The following is a 19,792-nucleotide window of genomic DNA, read 5'->3' on the forward strand; positions in this document are numbered from 1 at the left end:
CCGTGACACGGCGAACCGACTGGGCGGAGTACGAGTACACCGCCTCCGGTGCCCCACGGGGGAGGGGCACCGGAGGCGACACGGGCTCAGCCGTGGACGGGGAGGACGGGCACGGGGCGGCGTCTTTCGGAGGTGAGCAGTCGTACGGGGGCGAGCAGTCGTACGGGAGCGGCTCACCGGGGGGCGGCTCGCGTGACGGCGGGCCGCGTCGTGGGCGCGGACGGCGCCGACGCGGCTTCGGTGAGGCGACCGACGCCGAGGACGGAGGTGGCCTCTCCTCGTCGAGGGCCGAGCAGGGGGCACCTCCAGGGGACCCGGTCGAGCAGGCTCGGGCGATCTGCCTGCGCCTGCTCACCGGGACCCCGCGGACCCGCAAGCAGCTCGCCGACGCCCTGCGCAAGCGGCAGATCCCGGACGATGCCGCCGAGGAGGTGCTGTCGCGGTTCGAAGAGGTCGGCCTGATCAACGACAGCGCCTTCGCGGACGCCTGGGTGGAGTCACGCCACCACGGCCGAGGACTGGCCCGGCGCGCCCTCGCCCGGGAACTGCGCACCAAGGGCGTGGACTCGACCCTCATCGACGAGGCCGTCTCCCAGCTCGACTCCGAGCAGGAAGAGGCGACCGCGCGTGAACTCGTCGCGCGCAAGCTCCGCTCCACCCGAGGGCTCGACCGCGACAAGCGTCTCCGCCGCCTGGCGGGCATGCTCGCCCGCAAGGGCTACCCCGAGGGCATGGCCCTGCGCGTGGTCCGGCAGGCACTGGAGGAGGAGGGGGAGGACACGGAGTTTCTGGGGGACGAGGGGATCTGAGGCAGCTGTGCTGCCGACGCGGTTCTGAGGGGAGGGCGGGGAGGGGGGGGGGAGGGGGGAAGCCCCCCGAGAAGCCCACACCGCCGATCACCCCCTCACCCCACCGGAAACCCCGCCCCCCGCCAAGCCTGAAACCCCCCGACCAGATCCGTGGCCCGATACAGCCCCAACTGGTGCAGGGACTGGACCGCCAGGCTGGAGGCGTACCCCTCGTTGCAGATCACGACGATGCGCAGGGCGTGGCTCGTGGCCTCGGGGAGGCGGTGGCTGCCCTGGGGGTCGAGACGCCACTCCAGTTCGTTGCGCTCGACGACGAGGGCGCCGGGGATGAGGCCGTCCCGTTCGCGCAGGGCGGCGTAGCGGATGTCCACCAGCAGCGCCTCGCCGGCCCGGGCGGCCTCGTAGGCCTCCCGCGGCTCGATCCGCTCGTAGCCAGCGCGTACGCGCTCCAGCAACTCGTCGATCCCCAGCGGGGGTTGGGCCTCGCCGTTGGCAGGCGCAGGAGTACTCACTGCCAGTCCTCCGGTCGTTCCACCTGCTCGAGGCGCAGGATCGGCCCGCTGCGGCTGTAGCGGCGGATCTGCGGCAGGGGCGGGTAGTAGGCGTGGACGGAGATCGCGTGCCGGTCGGAGGACTCGTTGAGGACCTCGTGGACGTGGTGGCGTCCGAAGGCGCGGCCCTGACCGGCCGGCAGCCGGCGCTCCCGGTCGACGCCGTCGGTGAGTTCCAGGGTCTTCCAGCCGTCGGTGGGCAGCCGCGCGGCGAGCGCGTTCTCCTTGAGCTCGCCCGCCGCGGTGAGGAAGGCGCCCACGGAGTCGGCGTGGTCGTGCCAGCCGGTGCCCGTGCCGGGCGGCCAGCCGATCAGCCAGGCCTCGCTGCCGCCTGGGCCGTCCAGCCGCACCCAGGTGCGGCCTTCCGGGTCGAGCGGCAGGGAGGCGATCAGCTCAGCGTCGGCGGCCGTGCGCCGGACGAAGTCGAAGAGGTCGGCCTGCGTGGGAGCCGAACGGGCGGAGGAGGCAGAGGGAGGCGCGGAAGGGGATGGGGATACAGACACGGGTGCCGTCCTGAGGGTCCTGATGAGGGTTCGCGAAGGAGGCGCGGCAGCCGACGCGGAGAGAGCGCGGCGCGCGCACAGGAGGAAGAAGATGCGAGGTCAGCAGGACGGACGACACACACAGCCCGCATAGCGGAGGAGGTCCATATGAACCCTCCGCCACAGGCGCACACAGGTGTCGGTCACGCACCGGAGTACACCATGACCATCCGGGCCGGTCAACTCACTGTCACCATGCGGACGCACGGTGACAGTGAGCACGTCACCCGGTGTGGACGTCAGGGTGAGCCGGTCGAAGCACCGGCTCCCGCCTGGGCTTTAGCGGGTCCTCCGACAGCGGCCTCCGCCGCCGCGTACAGGTCTTCCGGGCGTACTCCGCTCAGGGCGGTGACGAGGTGCCCGTCGGGGCGGACCAGGAGCACCGTGTGCGCGGCCGCGCCCGGGTAGCTCTCGGCGACGAGCAGTTCGGCGGGGTGCGGCAGTGCCGTGACGGCCGCCGCGAGCCTCGGCATGATGCCCGCCCTGGCCCAGTGCTTGCGCTCCCACACGCCTGTGCCCGGCGCGATCAGCACCACGAGCAGGGCGCCTCGGCCGAGCCGGTCCCGCAGCCGTACGAAGGTGCCGTCCTCCGCGGTGACGCGGACGTCGGTGACCGGCGCTCCCGGCAGTGTGTCGACGGGAACCTCTCCTTCGAGGCGTTGGGGTGCGAGCGGCGAATCGGCGTACGCCCCCGGCGCGCCCAGCTGGCCGTGCCCCAAGTGACCGTCCGTGAGGAGCGCGTCGTGGCCGCGGGACGAGCCGGGGACGTAGGAGCGCAGGCCTCCGCCGCCGCGCAGCAGCGGCAGCGCCTGGTCGGCGGCGCGCAGCCGGGCGGCGACGACCGCCCGGCGTTCGGTCTGGTAGCTGTCGAGGAGCGTCTCGTGCGGCCCGTGGTGCCAGGCCAGGGCAAGTTTCCAGGCGAGGTTGTCGGCGTCCAGCAGCCCCTCGTCCAGCCCGTGCGTGCCCAGGGCGCCGAGCAGGTGGGCCGCGTCACCGGCGAGGAAGACGCGGTCGGCGCGCCAGCGGCGGGCCAGACGGTGGTGGACCGTGTGGACGCCGGTGTCCAGCAGCTCGTAGGGCGGGGTGCTGCCGCCGGACCAACCGGCCAGGGTCTCCCGGATGCGGGTCAGCAGCAGCTCGGGGGTGACCAGGTCCTTGCCGGGGGGCAGGAGCCAGTCCAGGCGCCAGACGCCGTCCGGCAGCGGGCGTGCGGTGACTTCGCCGGCCGAGGGGCCCGACATGCGCCAGGGCGGCATGCGGTGCAGCAACGCTTCGTTGTGCCAGGGCAGTTCCGTACGCAGGGCCGCGACGGCGTGACGTTCCACCGCCGTACGGCCCGGGAAGCGGATGTCCTGGAGCTTGCGCACGGTGGAACGGGGGCCGTCGCAGCCGACCAGGTAACTGCCGCGCCAGTACGTGCCGTTGGGGCCTCGGGTGTGGGCCGTGACGCCCGAGGACTCCTGTTCGATGCCGTCGAGACGGCTGTCCACGGCGATCTTGACGAACCGTTCGCGCGCGAGGGCGGAACGCAGGATGCCTGTCAGGACGTGCTGGGTGATGTGCAGCGGGATCGGCTCGCTGCCGTCGAAAAAGACCTCACGCATCACCTGCTTGCGCCGTACCGACCGCCATCCGGCCCATTGGGCACCGACCTCGTCCAGGGGCACACCGGTCAGGCGTTCCATGAGGGCGGCGGTGTCCTCACGCAGGACGACGGTGCGCGCCGCACGGGGTTCGTCCTTGCCCGGCCCCTCGTCGAGCACGACGCACGGCACCTCCTGACGCGCCAGGGCCAGGGCGAGCGTGAGCCCGACGGGCCCCGCTCCGACGATGATCACCGGGTCCACGGCGCGGCGCCCCCTGCCCGTGGTGATGTCCTGAGAGACGTGGGTGAACAGGAAGTTGGAGCAGGGTGCACGATCACAGAACGTATGCAACCCATTGCCGGTGCTTGCGTCAAGTGACCAGGGGCAGTGGCGATCATGCCACTGCCCCTCAGTGTGTCACGTGAGGTGAGCGAGCGTCAGGTGCCGGCTCCGCCCCCGGTCTGAGTGTTTCCGGTGGCCAGATCGTCCACGCCGACGACCGCGCCCGTCGACCTCTTGGCCCGCCGCAGCCGTTGCTCCAGCCAGCTTGCGAACGACGTGAGGGCGAAGTTGAGGGCGATGAAGATGACCGCGACGACCGTGAAGCTGGCGATGACGTTGGCGCCGTAGTAGCCGCTCATCGTGTTCGCCGAGGAGAGCAGCTCGGGGAAGGTGAGGATCGCACCGCCGAGCGCCGTGTCCTTCACGATCACCACGAGTTGGCTGACGATGGCCGGCAGCATCGCGGTGACCGCCTGCGGGAGCAGGATGAGCCGCATCATCTGGCCCTTGCGCAGGCCGATCGCCATTCCGGCCTCGGACTGGCCCTTGGGCAGGGACAGGATGCCCGCGCGGACGATCTCGGCGAGGACCGCGGCGTTGTACAGCACGAGGCCCGTGACCACCGCGTACAGCGGACGGTCGTCCGAGGAGACGTTGGTGTACTCCGCGAACAGCGCGAGCCCGAAGATCATGAGGATCAGCACCGGGATGGCCCGGAAGAACTCGACCACGATCGCGGCCGGCACCCTGATCCAGACGTGGTCCGAGAGCCGGGCGATACCGAAGACCGCACCCAGCGGCAGAGCGATCAGCACGGCGAGCACCGCCGCCTTCAGCGTGTTCTGCAGACCCGGCCAGATGTACGTCGACCAGGGCTCACCGCTGGTGAAGAAGGGCTTCCACAGGGCCCACTCGAGCTGGCCCTTGTCCTTGAGGGTGCTGTACACCCACCACAGCAGGGCCGCCAGGGCAACCAGGAAGACGACGGTGAACAGGACGTTGCGCCGCTTGGCGCGCGGTCCCTGCGCGTCGTAGAGAACGGAAGTCATCGCTTCACCGCCACCTTCTTGCCCACCCAGCCGAGGATCAGACCGGTCGGCAGCGTCAGGCACACGAACCCGAAGGCGAAGATCGCGGAGATCAGCAGAAGCTGTGCCTCGTTCTCGATCATCTCCTTCATCAGCAAGGCCGCTTCCGCCACACCGATCGCGGCGGCCACCGTGGTGTTCTTCGTCAGTGCGATCAGTACGTTCGTCAGCGGGCCGACCACCGAGCGGAACGCCTGGGGCAGCACGACCAGCCACAGCACCTGCGAGAACTTCAGTCCGATGGCGCGGGCCGCCTCGGCCTGGCCGACCGGCACGGTGTTGATGCCGGACCTGAGCGCCTCGCAGACGAAGGCCGAGGTGTAGAGGATCAGACCGAGCACAGCGAGCCGGAAGTTGATCGCCTCCGTCCTGTCGGCGCCGAGGTCGATGCCCAGGGTCTGGTAGAGGCCCAGCGAGGTGAACAGGATGATCACGGTCAGCGGGATGTTCCGCACGAGGTTCACGTACGCGGTCCCGAAGCCGCGCATGAGCGGCACCGGGCCGACGCGCATGGCGGCCAGCAGGGTGCCCCAGATCAGGGAGCCGACGGCCGAGAGCAGGGCGAGCTGCACCGTCGTCCAGAAGGCTCCCAGGATGTCGTAGTCACTCAGAAAGTCGAACACGATCTCCCGCGCTTCCGCGTATAGGGATGCCCCGGTGCGCCGCCCCGGAGGGCGGCGCACCCGTCAGGCGTTGCCTCAGCTCTTGATGTCGCCGATCTTCGGCGCGGGCTCGTTCTTGTAGTTGGCCGGGCCGAGGTTCTTGTCAACGGCCTTCTGCCAGGACCCGTCGGAGACCATCTCCTCCAGGGCCTTGTTGATCTTGTCCTTCAGGTCGCTGCCCTTCTTGACTCCGATGCCGTAGTTCTCGTTGGTCATCTTGAAGCCGCCGAGCTTGAACTTGCCCTTGAACTGAGCCTGGGCGGCGTAACCGGCGAGGATCGAGTCGTCGGTGGTCAGCGCGTCGATCGCCTTGTTCTGCAGACCGCTCAGGCACGCCGAGTACGTGGGGTACGTCTGCAGGTCGGCATCGGGCGCCAGCTTGTACTTGTCCTTGATGTTCTGCGCCGAGGTCGAGCCGGACACCGAGCACAGCTTCTTGTTGTTGAGGTCCTTCGGCGACTTGATCGAGTTGTCGTCGGCGCGGACCAGCACGTCCTGGTGGGCCAGCAGGTACGGGCCGGCGAAGTCGACCTTGTCCTGGCGCTCCGGGGTGATCGAGTAGGTCGCGGCGATGAAGTCGACGTCACCGCGCTGCAGCATGGTCTCGCGGTCGCCGCTCTTCGCCTCCTTCCACTCGATCTGGTCCGCGTCGTAGCCGAGCTTCTTCGCGACGTAGGTGGCGACGTCGACGTCGAAGCCGGCGTAGCCCTGCGGCGTCTTCTGGCCGAGGCCGGGCTGGTCGAACTTGATGCCGACGGTGATCGTCTTGCCGCCGCCGTCCGAACCGCTGTCGCCGCCGTTGTCACCGCCGCACGCGGTGGCGGTCAGGGCGAGAGCGAAGACGGTGGCCGAGGCGGCGGTGACCTTGCGGAGCTTCATGATGAACATCCTTTGACTGGTGAAGAGATGCAGGCCCTCAAGGGGTGGGCGACGTGTGTCGCGTCCGGCGCGACCCGCCGTCAGTGGTGCAGGATCTTCGAAAGGAAGTCCTTGGCGCGGTCGCTGCGCGGATTGCTGAAGAACTGGTCGGGCGCAGCCTCCTCGACGATTCGGCCGTCCGCCATGAACACCACGCGGTTTGCCGCCGATCGTGCGAAACCCATCTCATGGGTGACGACGATCATCGTCATGCCGTCGCGGGCGAGCTGCTGCATGACCTCCAGCACCTCGTTGATCATCTCGGGGTCGAGCGCGGAGGTGGGCTCGTCGAAGAGCATCACCTTCGGCTCCATGGCCAGCGCCCGCGCGATCGCCACGCGCTGCTGCTGGCCGCCGGAGAGCTGTGCCGGGTACTTGTCGGCCTGCGCGCCCACGCCCACCCGGTCGAGCAGGGCACGGGCCCGCTCCTCGGCCGCCCGCTTGTCCTTCTTGCGGACCTTGATCTGGCCGAGCATCACGTTCTCGAGCACGGTCTTGTGCGCGAAGAGGTTGAAGGACTGGAAGACCATTCCGACGTCGGCGCGCAGCTTCGCCAGGGCCTTGCCCTCGGCGGGCAGCGGCTTGCCGTCGATCGTGATCGAGCCGGAGTCGATCGTCTCCAGGCGGTTGATGGTGCGGCACAGGGTGGACTTGCCGGACCCGGAGGGTCCGATGACCACGACGACTTCACCGCGGGCGATCGTCAGGTCGATGTCCTGGAGTACGTGCAACGCGCCGAAGTGCTTGTTGACGCTCTTCAGGACGACCAGTTCGCCGGTCGCGGCCACATCTTCCTTGGCCACCGATACTTCGGTCATCGCTCTCAGGCTCCGTCCTCCTCGGTTTCGGAGGACAGTAGTAACCCTCTACGACCTGCGTCATTACATCTGAGGGGAATCTGAGCATCACGATCCGATAGCAATCGGACACGTGTCGTAGCACTTGTCAGCAGTGCTCATATCGGCCGGGTAACGGAAGGGCTCCGCAACCGGAACCCTCTTGACGCCGTCCTCATCCATCAGCGTGACTGCACAAGGTGCACGCGCGCGTGCACGCGTTTTTGTACACAAACAGATCGTACGGCCAGTGAACCGAAGGGGGACCGGGTGAGACTGCTGCTCGTCGAGGACGACAACCACGTCGCCGCCGCCCTGTCGGCGGTCCTGGCGCGGCACGGCTTCGACGTCACGCACGCGCGCAGCGGTGAGGAGGCCCTCCAGGCCCTCGTCCCCGAGGTCGACGGCTTCGGTGTCGTCCTGCTCGACCTGGGCCTGCCCGACCAGGACGGGTACGAGGTCTGCGGCAAGATCCGCAAGCGCACCAGCACCCCCGTGATCATGGTGACGGCCCGTTCCGACGTGCGCTCCCGCATCCACGGCCTCAACCTCGGCGCCGACGACTACGTGGTGAAGCCGTACGACACCGGCGAGCTGCTCGCCCGGATCCACGCGGTCAGCCGGCGCACCTCCCACGAGGACACCTCCAGCGGCATCGAGACCGAGCTGCGGCTCGGCCCGGTGCACATCGAGCTGCCCACGCGCCGGGTCAGCGTGGACGGAACGGTGATCCAGCTGACCCGCAAGGAGTTCGACCTGCTGGCCCTGCTCGCACAGCGGCCCGGGGTGGTCTTCCGCCGGGAGCAGATCATCAGCGAGGTGTGGCGGACCAGCTGGGAGGGGACCGGCCGCACCCTGGAGGTGCACGTCGCGTCCCTGCGCGCCAAGCTGCGCATGCCCGCCCTCATCGAGACCGTACGCGGAGTCGGCTACCGGCTCGTCGCGCTTGCCGGATAGCGGGGCCGGGTGCGCACTCGTCTGCTCCCGCTGCTGATCGTCCTGATGGCGGCCGTGCTGCTCGCGCTCGGCGTGCCGCTCGCCGTCAGCCTGGCCGGCGCCCAGCAGCAGAAGGTCGTCGTGGACCGCATCGACGACACCGCGCGCTTCGCGGCCCTCGCCCAGTTCGTCACCGACTCGCCCGACGGGACCGCCGGCGCGTTCGAGAACGAGCGCCTGGCGACGCTCAGCAGCGAACTCGCCAGCTACCACGAGGTCTACGGCATCCGGGCCGGTGTCTTCTACCGCAGCGGCCGTGCCATGGCCCACGCCCCGGCCAGGTGGTCGCTGCCGGAGGAGGGCGAGGTGCGCGAGGCCTTCGACGAGGCGCTGCTCAGCCGCCGCAGCCACGACCCCCGGCAGGTGTGGCCCTGGCAGCGCCGCAACCTCGTGGTCGCCTCGCCGGTCATCCGGGACGGGGACGTCGTCGCCGTCGTCGTCACCGACTCGCCCACCGGGCAGATGCGCTCGCGCACGCTGCACGGCTGGCTGGTCATCGGCGCCGGCGAGTTCGCCGCGATGCTGCTGGCCGTCGGCGCCGCCCTGCGGCTGACCGGCTGGGTGCTCAAGCCGGTGCGGGTCCTGGACGCCACCACCCACGACATCGCCACCGGACGGCTGAAGTCCCGGGTCGCCGCCGCCGGCGGGCCACCGGAACTGCGACGCCTGGCCCGGTCGTTCAACGAGATGGCGGACAACGTCGAGGACGTGCTGGAGCAGCAGCGCGCCTTCGTCGCCGACGCCTCGCACCAGCTGCGCAACCCGCTCGCGGCGCTGCTGCTCCGCATCGAGCTGCTCTCCTTCGAACTGCCCGAGGGCAACCAGGAGATCGCCTCGGTCCAGGCCGAGGGCAAGCGCCTCGCGCAGGTCCTGGACGACCTGCTCGACCTGGCGCTGGCCGAGCACACCGAGGCCGACCTGAAGATCACCGACATCGGCGAGCTCGCCGCCGAACGCGTCGCGGCCTGGGCGCCGACCGCCGAGGCCAAGGGCGTACGGCTGGTGGGCGACTGCCCGCCCACGACCGCGTGGGCCGACCCGGTCGCGCTCTCCAGCGCGCTGGACGCCGTCATCGACAACGCGGTGAAGTTCACGCCCGAGGACCAGACCGTCGAGGTGGGCGTCGCCTCCAACGGCAACACCTCCACCATCGTCGTCACCGACCACGGCCCCGGCCTCACCGACGAGGAGCTGGCCCGAATCGGCGACCGCTTCTGGCGCAGCGGCCGGCACCAGAACATCAAGGGCTCGGGCCTCGGACTGTCCATCTCCCGGGCGCTGCTCGCCGCCGGCGGCGGCTCCATCGCCTTCGACCGCAACGAACCGCACGGACTCCGGGTGACCCTGCGCGTGCCCAGGTCGGGGCCTACGGCTTGACCGACTGGTAGTAGCGCTGGGCGCCGACGTGCAGCTGGAGCGGGTCGGTGTAGATCGCCGTGCGGACGTCGACGAGCTGTGCGGAGTGGACGGTCGCGCCGATGCCGTCCCGGCTGTCGATCACCGTGCGGGTCAGCCACTCGGTGAGCCGGGGATCCATGTCGTTGCGCGTCACCAGCAGGTTGGACACCGCCAGCGTGGGCACCGGCTCGCCGCGCTGGATGGTGGGGTAGGCCGACTCCGGCATCTTGGTGGCGCGGTAGTACCGCGTGGCACCGCCCTGGTCGTGCAGCTTGGCCACGAGTGAGGCGTCGATCGGCACGAACCGGAAGGCCGACGCCGACTTCTTGGCCAGCCGGCTGAGCCCGTCCGTGGGCAGCCCGCCCGACCAGAAGAACGCGTCGAGGCCGTGCCCCAGCCGCTTCGGCCCGGTGTCGATGCCGTCCGACGACGGCTCGATGTCCTTCTCCGGGTCGATACCGGCCGCCTTGAGCACACCGTTCGCGATCAGCCGCACACCGGAGTCGGGCAGCCCTATGGCCACGCGCTTGCCGCGCAGGTCCGCGACGGAGCGGATGTCCGAGTCGGGCGGCACGACCAGCTGGACGTAGTCGTCGTACAGGCGCGCGACGCCGCGCAGCCGGTCGGCGCCCGCGCTGTTGTCGAACTTGTACGTGGCGACGGCGTCGGCCGCGGCGATCGCGAAGTCGGCCTTGCCCGTCGCCACGTCCGCCACGTTCTCCTGCGAGCCGGCACTGGTCAGCAGCCGCACCTTCAGATCCGGCATGTCCCTGTCGATCTCGGCGCGCAGAAGCTCGCCGTACTCGTGGTAGACCCCCGCGCGCGTGCCCGTGCTGAACCTGATCGTCCCGGCCGGTGGCTCCTCGGCCCAGGGGCGCAGCCACCACAGCAGCAGCCCGAGCACCACGAGGGAGGCGGCACCGCCCTGCAGGGCCCGGCGCCTGCCGATACGGGGGAGCGTCCTGGACATGCGCGAGATCCTGCCAGCCGTGGGGCCGGTCTGACCAGGGCGGGGCCCCGGGCCGGGCGGACCGGGGTGTCAGTGGCGGCCACTACAGTCGCCGTCATGAGCTCCTCGCCCGCTGACCTGGTCCGTGAATTCCACCGCGCCTTCGGCCTGGACGTCCGCAGCAGCCCGACGGAGATCCCCCCGGAACTCGCCGCCCACCGTGGCGAACTCCTCGCGGAGGAGGCCGCGGAGGTGGCCGAGGTGTCGGTGACGGGCCCGCTGGACCGGCTCGCGCACGAGCTGGCGGACGTCGTCTACGTCGCGTACGGCACGGCCCTCGTCCACGGCATCGACCTCGACGCGGTGCTCGCCGAGGTCCACCGCTCCAACATGACCAAGATCGGCCCCGACGGCTCCGTCTCCCGCCGCGCGGACGGCAAGGTCCTCAAGGGCGAGCACTACGAGGCACCGGATGTGCCGGGCGTGCTGCGGAAGCAGGGGTGGGTGCCGGGCGGGGGCGAGTGACCCGGGCTGCCCTGGCGCCCACCCTCCCTCAGTCGGCCACCGGTGCCTCCGCCTCCGCCGCCCGGGGCGTCGGCTCCGTGCGGTGCGGCTCGCGGCGCCGGGCCCACCAGGTCGCCACCGGCTCGGTGTACCGCGCGGTGAGCGGCCCCAGGACGACCAGGATCAGGACGTACGCCGTGGCCAGGGGGCCGAGGGACGGTTCGATGCCGGCCGCGACCGCGAGCCCCGCGATGACGATCGAGAACTCGCCGCGGGCGACCAGCGCACCGCCCGCCCGCCAGCGGCCCTTGACGGAGATCCCGGCCCGCCGGGCGGCCCAGTAGCCGGTGGCGATCTTCGTCAGCGCGGTGACGACGGCCAGGCCCAGGGCCGGCAGCAGGACGGGCGGGATGCTCGACGGGTCGGTGTGCAGCCCGAAGAAGACGAAGAAGACCGCCGCGAACAGGTCGCGCAGCGGGCTCAGCAGGGTGTGCGCGCCCTCCGCCACCTCGCCCGACAGCGCGATGCCCACCAGGAAGGCCCCCACCGCCGCCGACACCTGGAGCTGCTGCGCGACACCCGCGACCAGGATCGTCAGGCCCAGCACGACCAGCAGCAGCTTCTCCGGATCGTCGCTGGAGACGAACCGTGAGATGACCCTGCCGTAGCGCACGGCCAGGAACAGCACGAGCCCGGCCGCGCCCAGCGCGATCGCCAGGGTCACGCTCCCGGCCATCAGGCCGGCCCCCGCCACCAGCGCCGTCACGATGGGCAGGTACACCGCCATCGCCAGGTCCTCCAGCACCAGCACGCTGAGGATCACCGGCGTCTCCCGGTTGCCGACCCGGCCCAGGTCGCCGAGCACCTTCGCGATCACGCCGGACGACGAGATCCAGGTGACACCGGCCAGGACGACGGCGGCCACCGGCCCCCAGCCGAGCAGCAGCGCCACCGCCGCCCCGGGCAGCGCGTTGAGCGCGCAGTCGACCAGACCGGACGGGTAGTGGGTCTTGAGGTTGGAGACCAGGTCGGTCGCCGTGTACTCCAGGCCCAGCATCAACAGCAGCAGGATGACGCCGATCTCGGCGCCCGTGGCGATGAACTCCTCGCTCGCGCCCAGCGGCAGCAGACCGCCCTCGCCGAACGCCAGGCCGGCCAGGAGGTACAGCGGTATGGGCGACAGCTGGAAACGGGCGGCGAACCGGCCGAGGAGGCCGAGGCCGAGGATGATGGAACCGAACTCGATCAGCAGGACCGCGGAGTGCACCGGCTCACTCCCGACCGAGTATCGTCGCGGCCGCGTCCACGCCCTCACGGGTGCCGACGACGATCAGCGTGTCACCACCCGCCAGCCGGAAATCGGGTGCGGGCGACGGGATCGCCTCGGCCCGGCGCAGCACGGCCACGACCGACGCGCCCGTGTCCGTCCGCATCCGCGTGTCACCCAGCACCCGCCCGTTCCAGCGCGAGGTCGCGGCCACCTCGACACGCTCGGCGACCAGCCCCAGGTCCGTGGTGTACAGCAGGCTCGGACTGTGGTGCGACGGCTTCAGCGCGTCGATCAGCGACCCCGCCTCCGAACTGGTCAGCCGCAGCGACTGCGCGCAGGAGTCGGGATCGTCGGCCCGGTACACGTTGACCGTGCGCGTCCCGTCGCGGTGCGCCACCACCGACAGATGGCGGTGTTCCCGGGTCTCCAGGTCGTACTGGACCCCGATGCCCGGCAGCGGCGTCGCCCTCAGGCGCGGTGCTGACACGTTTCTTTCCCCTAGTTCGTGTGGTTGGTAGCGCTTCTTGTCGGTGTGGTGATGACTGGTGTCGATCATCAAACGGTCAACTCCGCATGCTGCCATCCGGCCGTACGGTGACGACATGGGTGTCGTGACGGATATACGCAGCGGCCGGCCGCCGGAGAGGGTGGAGGGGGCGATGTCGTACGCGAAAGCCGGAAGGGACGGATCCAGGAACGTGTCCTTGTTCTGGCGGATCTTCTCGCTCAACGCCGCGGGACTGGTCGTGGCCACCGCGCTGCTGCTCGGCCCGGTCACCGTCTCCACCCCGGTCCTGGCGGGCGAGGCGGTCGTCCTGCTGGGCGGCCTTGCGCTGCTGCTCGCGGGCAACGCGCTCGTGCTGCGCTTCGGCCTCGCACCCCTGCAACGCCTGGGCCGGGCCATGGCCACCGCCGACCTGCTGCGACCGGGATCCCGCCCGGTGGTCGCCGGCCCGGCGGAGACGGCCGGGCTGATCACGACGTACAACAGGATGCTCGACCGGCTGGAGGCCGAGCGGGCCGCGGGCGCCGCCCGGGCACTCTCCGCGCAGGAGAGCGAACGGCACCGGATCGCCCGGGAGCTCCACGACGAGGTCGGGCAGACCCTGACCGCCGTCCTCCTCCAGCTCAAGCGCGTCGCCGACCGGGTGCCCGAGGACCTGCGCGAGGACGTGGGCCAGGCGCAGGAGGCCACCCGGGCCGGACTCGACGAGGTCCGCCGCATCGCCCGCCGGCTGCGCCCCGGAGTCCTGGAGGAACTCGGACTGGCCAGCGCCCTGCGCTCGCTCGCCGCCGAGTTCACGACCCATGGGCTGACCGTGCGCCACCACGTCAGCGCCGACCTCCCCGCCCTGACCCCGGAATCGGAACTCGTCGTCTACCGGGTGGCCCAGGAAGGCCTCACCAACACCGCCCGGCACGCCGCCGCCGACCGAGCGGAACTCCGGCTCCAGCCGGTGCCCGGCGGTGTCGAACTCCTCGTACGCGACAACGGCAGGGGCCTCGGCGGCGCACCCGAGGGCGCCGGCATCACGGGGATGCGCGAGCGCGCCCTCCTGGTCGGCGCCGCCCTCACCGTGGAACCGGCCCCGCACCGGGGCACCGACGTACGGCTGCGCATCCCCGTGACCGAAGGACCCCAAGGACCCCGCTGATGCCCACCCCCACCCCGATCCGCGTCCTGCTCGCCGACGACCACACCCTCGTACGCCGAGGCGTGCGCCTCATCCTCGACGGGGAACCGGACCTGACCGTGGTCGCCGAGGCCGGGGACGGGGCCGAGGCCGTCGCACGGGCCCGGGAAACCCCCGTCGACCTGGCCGTCCTGGACGTGGCCATGCCCCGCATGACCGGCCTCCAGGCGGCCCGCGAGCTGTCCCGCCGGCTGCCCGGCCTGCACATCCTGATCCTGACGATGTACGACAACGAGGAGTACTTCTTCGAGGCGCTCAGGGCCGGGGCCAGCGGCTACGTCCTCAAGTCCGTCGCCGACCGCGACCTGGTCGAGGCCTGCCGGGCGGCCGTGCGCGACGAGCCGTTCATCTACCCCGGGGCCGAACGGACCCTCGTCCGCTCCTACCTGGAGCGGCTGCGCCGGGGCGACGGCCTGCCGGCACGCGCCATCACCGAGCGCGAGGAGGAGATCCTCAAGCTGGTCGCCGAGGGCCACACCTCGAAGGAGATCGCCGAACTCCTCTTCATCAGCGCCAAGACGGTCGAACGCCATCGCGCCAACCTCCTGCAGAAGCTCGGCATGCGCGACCGCCTGGAGCTGACCCGGTACGCCATCAGGGCCGGACTCATCGAGCCCTGAGCCCCGGGCGGGGTTCCGGGGCCGGGTTGTCCACAGGCGACCGAGCCACTTCCGCCGACCGCCTACCCTTGTCCCCATGAGCAGCATCGACCGGAGCCAGTCAGTGGGCGGCACGCGCACGTACGAGGTACGCACCTACGGGTGCCAGATGAACGTCCACGACTCCGAGCGATTGGCCGGGCTGCTGGAGGACGCGGGGTACGTCCGCGCCCCCGAGGGCGCCGACGCGGCCGACGTCGTCGTCTTCAACACCTGCGCCGTGCGGGAGAACGCCGACAACAAGCTCTACGGCAACCTCGGCCACCTCGCGCCGAAGAAGGCCGCCCGCCCCGGCATGCAGATCGCGGTCGGTGGCTGCCTGGCACAGAAGGACCGCGACACGATCGTGAAGAAGGCGCCCTGGGTGGACGTCGTCTTCGGCACGCACAACATCGGCAAGCTGCCGGTCCTGCTGGAGCGCGCCCGCGTCCAGGAGGAGGCGCAGGTCGAGATCGCCGAATCCCTGGAGGCGTTCCCCTCGACGCTGCCGACGCGCCGCGAGAGCGCGTACGCGGCCTGGGTGTCGATCTCCGTCGGCTGCAACAACACCTGCACGTTCTGCATCGTCCCGGCCCTGCGCGGCAAGGAGAAGGACCGCCGCCCCGGCGACATCCTCGCCGAGATCGAGGCCCTGGTCGCCGAGGGCGTCTCCGAGGTCACCCTGCTCGGGCAGAACGTCAACGCGTACGGCTCGGACATCGGCGACCGCGAGGCCTTCAGCAAGCTGCTGCGCGCCTGCGGGAAGATCGACGGCCTGGAGCGCGTCCGCTTCACCTCCCCGCACCCCCGCGACTTCACCGACGACGTCATCGCCGCCATGGCCGAGACGCCGAACGTGATGCCGCAGCTGCACATGCCGCTCCAGTCCGGCTCCGACCCGGTCCTGAAGGCGATGCGCCGCTCCTACCGCCAGGAGCGCTTCCTCGGGATCATCGAGAAGGTCCGCGCCGCCATCCCGCACGCCGCGATCAGCACGGACATCATCGTGGGCTTCCCCGGAGAGACCGAGGAGGACTTCGAGCAGACGCTGCACGTGGTGCGCGAGGCCCGCTTCGCGCAGGCCTTCACCTTCCAGTACTCCAAGCGCCCCGGCACCCCGGCCGCCGAGATGGACGGCCAGATCCCCAAGAAGGTCGTCCAGGAGCGCTACGAGCGTCTCGTCGCCCTCCAGGAGGAGATCTCCTGGGAGGAGAACAAGAAGCAGGTCGGCCGCACGCTGGAGCTGATGGTCGCCGAGGGCGAGGGCCGCAAGGACGACACCACCCACCGTCTGTCCGGCCGCGCCCCCGACAACCGACTCGTCCACTTCACCAAGCCGGACCAGGAGGTCCGCCCCGGCGACGTGGTCACGGTCGAGATCACCTACGCCGCCCCGCACCACCTCCTCGCCGAGGGCCCCGTCCTCGACGTGCGCCGCACGCGCGCGGGCGACGCCTGGGAGAAGCGGAACGCGGCCGAGCAGGCCAAGCCCGCCGGTGTGATGCTGGGCCTGCCGAAGATCGGCGCCCCGGAGCCCTTGCCGGTCGCGGCGAGCGCCTGCGGCTGCGACTGAGCGCGGCTGCGTCAGCCCCGGGCTGCGGGAGCCGTTTGCGGCCGTGTGAGCCGTGGAACAGGGCTCTCCGTTCCCCGGGCACCCGGAGGAGGTGCGACGCCGTCGTGATCGGCGTGCGTGGGGGCGGACCCTGAGGGTTACCCTGCCGATCATGCTTGTCGCCGCCGCTGTCTGCCCCTGCCCGCCCCTGCTGGTTCCCGAGGTCGCCGCGGGCGCCGCTCCGGAGCTGGACGCCGCGCGAGCCGCCTGTACGGACGCGCTGGGCGTGGTCGCCGCCGCCCGGCCCGACCGGCTCGTGGTCGTCGGGCCGGTGGACGGCGCCGGGCCTCAGCCGTACCCGCAGGGCACTCCGGGGTCGTTCCGGGGCTTCGGCGTCGACCTCGGCGTACGACTGGGGCCGGGCGAGGCCGCCGGCGCGGAACGGCCGCTGCCGTACTCGCTGGCGGTGGCCGCCTGGCTGCTGGAGCGGGCCGGGTGGTCGCACGCCCCGGTCGAAGGGCTCGGCGTGGGGGACGAGCTCGCGCCCGCGCGGTGTGTCCGGACGGGCAGGGACGTCGCCGACCGGGCCGAGCGGGTGGCCCTGCTGGTGATGGGCGACGCCAGCGCGTGCCGGACGCTCAAGGCCCCCGGCTATCTCGACGAACGGGCGGCGCCCTTCGACGCGGAGATCGCGCGTGCGCTGAGCGCCGTGGACCTGGCCGCACTCACCGCGCTGGACCCCGGGCTCGCCCGCGAGCTGAAGGTGTCCGGCCGGGCCCCCTGGCAGGTCCTGGCGGGCGCGGCCGAGGGCGCGGGCCTCGGCGGATCACTGCTGTACGAGGACGCGCCGTACGGAGTGGGGTACCTCGTCGCCACCTGGTCGTAGACGGGCCGTCGGCGGGGACGGCGGCACGATTGCGGGCCTGCGGGCGCCCGGGCGCCCGGGCGCCCGGGCGCGGGAAACGGCGGACGGCCGGGAGCGCTCCTGCTCCACGGCCGTCCGCCGATGTGCCCTTCAGTGTGCCGTTGTGCGTTCAGGAAGCGGGCGGTGGTGCGTCCGGCGGCGGTGTCATGCCGCTGGTGCCGGGCGGCGGGGTGCGGTCGCTCGTGCCGGGCGGCGGGGTGGTGCCGCTCGTGCCGGGCGGCGGCGTCGTGCCGCCCGCGTCCCGTCCGCTGTCGCCCTGGTGCGCGAGTCGGTCCATGGCGCCCTTGGCCCTGCCCGTGCCCGACTGGATCCTGTCGCTGTACTTGCCCTTGGTCCTCTTGTCGACGACCTGCGCGGCCTTGTCGAGACCGTGCTGGATCTTGTCCTCGTGCCGCTGCGCGAGGTCCGAGACCTTGCTCTTGGCCGGGCCCAGCTTGGCCTTCACGTTGTCCAAAAGACCCATGGTTCACCTTCCCTCGCGCGGGACGCTCAGGTGCGGGCGCCCTCGCCGGCCTCGTTGTCGGCCGCCTTGTCGGAGGACTGCTGCTTGGGGATGTCGACGCCTTCGGTCTCGGTGACCTCGGCGCCGGCCTCGGTGGCGGGCTTGTCCGCCTCCTTGGCTCCGTCGGCCCCCTTCGCCTCCGCTGCCTCGGCCGCCTCCTCCGCCTCGGACCCGGCCTTCGCCGTGTCGGCCTGTGCCTCGGCGGCAGACGACGCCTCCGTTGTGGCCTTCGACCGCCGGAGAAGTCGTGCAAAAACGCCCATATCCACTCCATACGTTACTCGTGCGGGCGAAATCCCGCGTTGCCCGGTGCGTCCGTTTGCGCGGCCCGGGCCACCGCCTCTGTGATCCGGCGGCAGGAACCTCGCAACGGGCAACGACCCCGGGGCCGTGGCGTCACGTAACTCGTTCGAGAGCGGGGTGGGAGGTTTGCGAGACTGGGGCGGTGAGCAGTGCACCCCCCGCCCCCCGCGTCATCGCCGTCGTCGGCCCAACTGCGGCCGGAAAGTCCGATCTGGGCGTTTTCCTGGCCCAGCGTCTCGGTGGCGAGGTCGTCAACGCCGACTCCATGCAGCTCTACCGAGGGATGGACATCGGCACCGCCAAGCTGACGCCCGAGGAGCGCGGCGGAGTCCCGCACCACCTCCTGGACATCTGGGACGTGACCGTCACGGCGTCCGTCGCCGAGTACCAGCGCCTGGCCAGGGAGCGGATCGAGGCGCTGCTCGCCGAGAACCGCTGGCCGATCCTGGTCGGCGGCTCCGGACTGTACGTCCGCGGGGCCGTCGACAACCTGGAGTTCCCCGGCACCGACCCCGAGGTCCGCGCCCGCCTGGAGGAGGAACTCACGCTGCGCGGCCCGGGCGCGCTGCATGCCCGGCTGGCCGCCGCCGACCCCGAGGCCGCGCGCGCGATCCTGCCGAGCAACGGCCGCAGGGTCGTCCGCGCCCTGGAGGTGATCGAGATCACCGGCAGGCCCTTCACCGCGAACCTCCCCGGCCACGACTCGGTGTACGACACGCTCCAGATCGGCGTGGACGTGGCCCGCCCCGAGCTGGACGAGCGCATCGCGCGCCGGGTCGACCGGATGTGGGACGCCGGTCTCGTCGACGAGGTGCGCGCACTGGAGGCGCAGGGGTTGCGTGAAGGGCGTACGGCCTCGCGCGCGCTCGGCTACCAGCAGGTGCTCACGGCGCTCGCCGGGGAGTGCACTCTCGACGAAGCGCGGGCCGAGACCGTACGTGCCACCAAGCGCTTCGCGCGCCGTCAGGATTCATGGTTCAGGCGGGATCCGCGGGTGCACTGGTTGAGTGGGGCCGCGGCCGACCTCACGGAACTTCCGCAGCTCGCGCTGTCTTTGGTCGAACGACCGGTTACAGCCTGATCACGTCATGGCATCGGGACGCCCAGGCCGTCATCCGGTCCTTCGGCGGCGTGCCATCATCGAGCTTCGATCGACCGAGTTGAGTCCTAGTTGGGAGGGCGCGTGGCGATGGAGGCCGGCCCTCGCGACACCGCACAAGGCACCGATCACATCACCGCCGAGCGGGATGTGCCGGAGCACGAGGACGGACCGGAGCAGGAGACGGACCGTCTCAGCTCCGACGGGCCCGACGAGACGCCGAGTGTGACGGACGACGGCCCCGAGCCCGACGAGATGTTCGCGGGCGAGGTCGAGGTCGAGCTGCGCCCGCAGCGCCGGCTGCGCATCTGGCAGCTCGCGCCCATCGTGAGCCTGGCGGCGCTCGGCTCCCTGATGTTCGCGTTCCCGCTCGCGTTCGACTTCGGCGACAGCGGTGCCGTCATCGCCATGCTCGGCCTGCTGATCTGCTCCTGCGCGGCCGGCTGGGGCATGATGGCGGCCCGCCGCGTCGGCTACACCTGGCCGGGCCTGCCGGCCAAGGGCTCCGGCCGCAGACCGGACTGGCGCGTCGTCCTCGCGTACGCCGTGATGGTGACGGCAGTGGTCGCCCTGGCCGTGTGGCGGGTGGCCCGGCTCCGCTAGGGGGTGTCCGCAAAGTCCCGCCTGCCCCGCGACGCCCGGCACGCCCTCTCGCCGCACCGGGCGAACACCCGAGTACAAACCAGTA

General features: G+C 71.3%; 22 protein-coding genes. 10 read left to right on the top strand and 12 right to left on the bottom strand.

Annotated elements, in window-relative coordinates:
• The first annotated feature begins 2 nt into the window (after positions 1-2).
• Complete coding sequence (gene recX, locus C1703_RS29530) at positions 3-809, top strand: recombination regulator RecX (RefSeq protein WP_114255674.1); 807 nt, start codon at positions 3-5, stop codon at positions 807-809.
• Positions 810-904: 95 nt separating this feature from the next.
• Here the strand turns inward: recX and C1703_RS29535 are convergent, their stop codons facing one another.
• From C1703_RS29535 to C1703_RS29565, 7 genes are all read right to left on the bottom strand, one after another.
• The gene (locus C1703_RS29535; protein WP_232840625.1) at positions 905-1,321 is read right to left on the bottom strand and encodes a rhodanese-like domain-containing protein; all 417 of its coding nucleotides are present in this window, start codon (positions 1,319-1,321) and stop codon (positions 905-907) included.
• Positions 1,318-1,863 (bottom strand): cysteine dioxygenase, encoded by a 546-nt coding sequence (locus tag C1703_RS29540; RefSeq protein WP_114255676.1) that lies wholly within the window; start codon positions 1,861-1,863, stop codon positions 1,318-1,320. Before C1703_RS29540 ends, C1703_RS29535 begins: the two co-directional genes overlap by 4 nt.
• Positions 1,864-2,141: 278 nt before the next feature.
• A complete protein-coding gene (locus C1703_RS29545) occupies positions 2,142-3,749 on the bottom strand; it encodes an FAD-dependent monooxygenase (RefSeq protein WP_114255677.1) in 1,608 nt (535 codons plus the stop codon).
• A gap of 176 nt (positions 3,750-3,925) precedes the next feature.
• The gene (locus C1703_RS29550) at positions 3,926-4,819 is read right to left on the bottom strand and encodes an amino acid ABC transporter permease (protein WP_114255678.1); all 894 of its coding nucleotides are present in this window, start codon (positions 4,817-4,819) and stop codon (positions 3,926-3,928) included.
• Positions 4,816-5,481 (bottom strand): amino acid ABC transporter permease, encoded by a 666-nt coding sequence (locus C1703_RS29555; protein ID WP_114255679.1) that lies wholly within the window; start codon positions 5,479-5,481, stop codon positions 4,816-4,818. Before C1703_RS29555 ends, C1703_RS29550 begins: the two co-directional genes overlap by 4 nt.
• Before the next feature lie 75 nt (positions 5,482-5,556).
• Positions 5,557-6,399 carry a glutamate ABC transporter substrate-binding protein gene (locus C1703_RS29560; RefSeq protein WP_114257647.1) on the bottom strand — a complete coding sequence of 281 codons (843 nt, stop codon included), beginning with the start codon at positions 6,397-6,399 and terminating at the stop codon, positions 5,557-5,559.
• An 80-nt stretch (positions 6,400-6,479) separates the two neighbouring features.
• Positions 6,480-7,256: an amino acid ABC transporter ATP-binding protein gene (locus C1703_RS29565; protein ID WP_114255680.1), complete on the bottom strand. Its 777-nt coding sequence runs from the start codon at positions 7,254-7,256 to the stop codon at positions 6,480-6,482.
• 288 nt (positions 7,257-7,544) lie between these two features.
• Here C1703_RS29565 and C1703_RS29570 point away from each other — a divergent pair, with 288 nt between their 5' ends.
• Both C1703_RS29570 and C1703_RS29575 read left to right on the top strand, forming a co-directional pair.
• A complete protein-coding gene (locus C1703_RS29570; protein ID WP_114255681.1) occupies positions 7,545-8,231 on the top strand; it encodes a response regulator transcription factor in 687 nt (228 codons plus the stop codon).
• 9 nt (positions 8,232-8,240) lie between these two features.
• A complete protein-coding gene (locus C1703_RS29575; protein ID WP_114255682.1) occupies positions 8,241-9,647 on the top strand; it encodes a HAMP domain-containing sensor histidine kinase in 1,407 nt (468 codons plus the stop codon).
• Here C1703_RS29575 and C1703_RS29580 read toward each other — a convergent pair.
• Complete coding sequence (locus C1703_RS29580) at positions 9,637-10,638, bottom strand: TAXI family TRAP transporter solute-binding subunit (RefSeq protein ID WP_114255683.1); 1,002 nt, start codon at positions 10,636-10,638, stop codon at positions 9,637-9,639. The genes C1703_RS29575 and C1703_RS29580 overlap by 11 nt on opposite strands.
• A 96-nt stretch (positions 10,639-10,734) precedes the next feature.
• Here C1703_RS29580 and C1703_RS29585 point away from each other — a divergent pair, with 96 nt between their 5' ends.
• A complete protein-coding gene (locus C1703_RS29585) occupies positions 10,735-11,142 on the top strand; it encodes a MazG nucleotide pyrophosphohydrolase domain-containing protein (protein ID WP_114255684.1) in 408 nt (135 codons plus the stop codon).
• A gap of 28 nt (positions 11,143-11,170) precedes the next feature.
• Here the strand turns inward: C1703_RS29585 and C1703_RS29590 are convergent, their stop codons facing one another.
• Both C1703_RS29590 and C1703_RS29595 read right to left on the bottom strand, forming a co-directional pair.
• Positions 11,171-12,388 carry a cation:proton antiporter gene (locus C1703_RS29590; protein ID WP_114255685.1) on the bottom strand — a complete coding sequence of 406 codons (1,218 nt, stop codon included), beginning with the start codon at positions 12,386-12,388 and terminating at the stop codon, positions 11,171-11,173.
• Positions 12,389-12,392: 4 nt separating this feature from the next.
• Complete coding sequence (locus C1703_RS29595; protein WP_114255686.1) at positions 12,393-12,878, bottom strand: TrkA C-terminal domain-containing protein; 486 nt, start codon at positions 12,876-12,878, stop codon at positions 12,393-12,395.
• Positions 12,879-13,089: 211 nt separating this feature from the next.
• Here C1703_RS29595 and C1703_RS29600 point away from each other — a divergent pair, with 211 nt between their 5' ends.
• From C1703_RS29600 to C1703_RS29615, 4 genes are all read left to right on the top strand, one after another.
• Positions 13,090-14,046, top strand: a complete 957-nt coding sequence (locus C1703_RS29600; RefSeq protein WP_198678304.1) for a sensor histidine kinase — start codon at positions 13,090-13,092, stop codon at positions 14,044-14,046.
• Positions 14,046-14,705 (top strand): response regulator transcription factor, encoded by a 660-nt coding sequence (locus C1703_RS29605; RefSeq protein ID WP_114255688.1) that lies wholly within the window; start codon positions 14,046-14,048, stop codon positions 14,703-14,705. The genes C1703_RS29600 and C1703_RS29605 overlap by 1 nt, the downstream gene beginning before the upstream one ends.
• A 76-nt stretch (positions 14,706-14,781) precedes the next feature.
• Positions 14,782-16,296: a tRNA (N6-isopentenyl adenosine(37)-C2)-methylthiotransferase MiaB gene (gene miaB / locus C1703_RS29610; protein ID WP_114255689.1), complete on the top strand. Its 1,515-nt coding sequence runs from the start codon at positions 14,782-14,784 to the stop codon at positions 16,294-16,296.
• Between the two features lie 151 nt (positions 16,297-16,447).
• Positions 16,448-17,161, top strand: coding sequence for a class III extradiol dioxygenase subunit B-like domain-containing protein (locus tag C1703_RS29615; protein WP_114255690.1), 714 nt, complete (start codon positions 16,448-16,450; stop codon positions 17,159-17,161).
• Between the two features lie 148 nt (positions 17,162-17,309).
• Here C1703_RS29615 and C1703_RS29620 read toward each other — a convergent pair whose 3' ends face one another.
• Together C1703_RS29620 and C1703_RS29625 are read right to left on the bottom strand one after the other, a co-directional pair.
• A complete protein-coding gene (locus tag C1703_RS29620) occupies positions 17,310-17,663 on the bottom strand; it encodes an antitoxin (protein ID WP_114255691.1) in 354 nt (117 codons plus the stop codon).
• A 26-nt stretch (positions 17,664-17,689) separates the two neighbouring features.
• Positions 17,690-17,965 (bottom strand): hypothetical protein, encoded by a 276-nt coding sequence (locus C1703_RS29625; protein ID WP_114255692.1) that lies wholly within the window; start codon positions 17,963-17,965, stop codon positions 17,690-17,692.
• A gap of 182 nt (positions 17,966-18,147) precedes the next feature.
• Here C1703_RS29625 and miaA point away from each other — a divergent pair, with 182 nt between their 5' ends.
• Entirely contained in the window at positions 18,148-19,086 is a 939-nt protein-coding gene (miaA, locus tag C1703_RS29630; RefSeq protein ID WP_114255693.1) for a tRNA (adenosine(37)-N6)-dimethylallyltransferase MiaA, read from the top strand.
• Between the two features lie 108 nt (positions 19,087-19,194).
• Complete coding sequence (locus tag C1703_RS29635) at positions 19,195-19,707, top strand: hypothetical protein (RefSeq protein ID WP_198678305.1); 513 nt, start codon at positions 19,195-19,197, stop codon at positions 19,705-19,707.
• The last annotated feature ends 85 nt before the right edge of the window (positions 19,708-19,792 follow it).

The organism is Streptomyces sp. Go-475 (assembly GCF_003330845.1).
Taxonomy (GTDB): Bacteria; Actinomycetota; Actinomycetes; order Streptomycetales; family Streptomycetaceae; genus Streptomyces.